The organism is Streptomyces hilarionis, from assembly GCF_024539675.1.
In the GTDB taxonomy this organism is placed as follows: Bacteria; Actinomycetota; Actinomycetes; order Streptomycetales; family Streptomycetaceae; genus Streptomyces; species Streptomyces hilarionis.
Genome location: NZ_JAHHIT010000349.1, coordinates 1 through 1,311, shown reverse-complemented (window position 1 = coordinate 1,311; position 1,311 = coordinate 1). Strand labels below are relative to the sequence as shown.

Here is a 1,311-nt window from a genome sequence, read left to right as displayed (position 1 = left end):
GCCCCGGGGCCGGACGCGGGGACGGTCGAGCTGGTGGGGTTCGGGCACGAGTCGCCGCTCGCCGTCGGCGGTGAGGGGGGCGTGCGGCCCCTGCAGCAGGGCGGCGGGCTTCCGCTGGGGCTCGGCGAGCTGGCCGGGCAGGCCGGGCCGCCGCCGGTGCTGCGGGTGCCGGTCGCGGCCGACGAGACGCTGTTGCTGGTCACCGACGGGGTGACGGAGGCCCGGGACGGCGCCGGGGAGTTCTATCCGCTGGCCGAGGAGGTCGCGGCGGCGGTCGCCCGTGATCCGCGCACCGCCGAGCCCGGCCGTCTGGTGGCCTTCGTGCGGGACGGCACGCTGCGGCACTGCCGGGGCCGGCTCGCCGACGACACCACCGTGTTCGCCGTGCGCCGGGGTGCGGGCGGCGACGAAGGCCCCGTAGGGGGACGTTTGCGGTCCTGAGGCCTCCCTCCGCGGCGGCAGCGGTTACGGTGCTGACGTACGTGATCGACAGGGGGAGGGGCCATGCGGGAGGGGATCATGCCGGGAATGGTGCTGCTGCTCGCGGCCTCGCCCATGGGCAAGGGGTGCCTGGTCGACGCGGCCTCCGTGCTCCCCGTGCTGGCCGCCGTGCCGCCCGCGGTGCTGGCCGGCGCCGACACCGCGAACGTCGTCGAGCTCGCCGACCCGCTGGAGCCGCAGGCCGTGCTGACGCGGCTGCGGGCCGCGGCGGCCGCGCCGGGGCCGCTGACCGTGTTCGTGGCCGGACAGCTCCAGCTCGACCGCCGCCAGCGGCTGCCGCATCTCGCGCTGGCGCGCACGACGCCGGCCACCGTGCGGTACACGGCGTTCCCCTGGCACTGGTTCCGGGAGGAGCTGCGGCTGCGGCCGGCCGGGGCCACGACGCTCCTGCTGGACCTGCACGCGGACCCGGAGACCTGGGAGTGGCTGCGGGGGAACGTCCTGGACTGCGGGCCCGCGGTGACCGTGTACGGCAGGGTCGCGCGGCCGGCGGGGCGCGGGCGGCGGACGGTGGCCGCGCCGTCGTACATGAAGGCGGTCGCGACGATACTGCGCAGCGGGGGGCGGCCGGGGCTCGACCGGCTGCACCAGATGGCGACGGCCCGGATCGCCGGCGAGGGGGAGACGGGGGACCTCGTCCTGCCCGCCCCCGGCCCCGCCGACCACGCGACGCCTCCGCCCGCCGACCTCGGCTCACCCCACGTCGTCCCGCCGCCCGTCGTCCCGCCCCACGTCGTCCCGCCGCACGCCGTTCCGCCCGCGCCCACCGGGTCCGCGCCCGTCTTGGCCCTCCCGGTCCAGTCCGGGCCC

General features: G+C 78.5%; 1 protein-coding gene and 1 pseudogene. Both read left to right on the top strand.

Features of this window, described 5'->3' with window-relative positions; genetic code table 11:
* A partial coding sequence (locus KMS84_RS38540) for a SpoIIE family protein phosphatase (protein WP_256921212.1) occupies window positions 1-441 on the top strand: 441 nt, incomplete at its 5' end.
* Between the two features lie 78 nt (window positions 442-519).
* Window positions 520-1,311 (top strand): annotated as a pseudogene (locus KMS84_RS38535) (hypothetical protein); the annotation flags it as partial.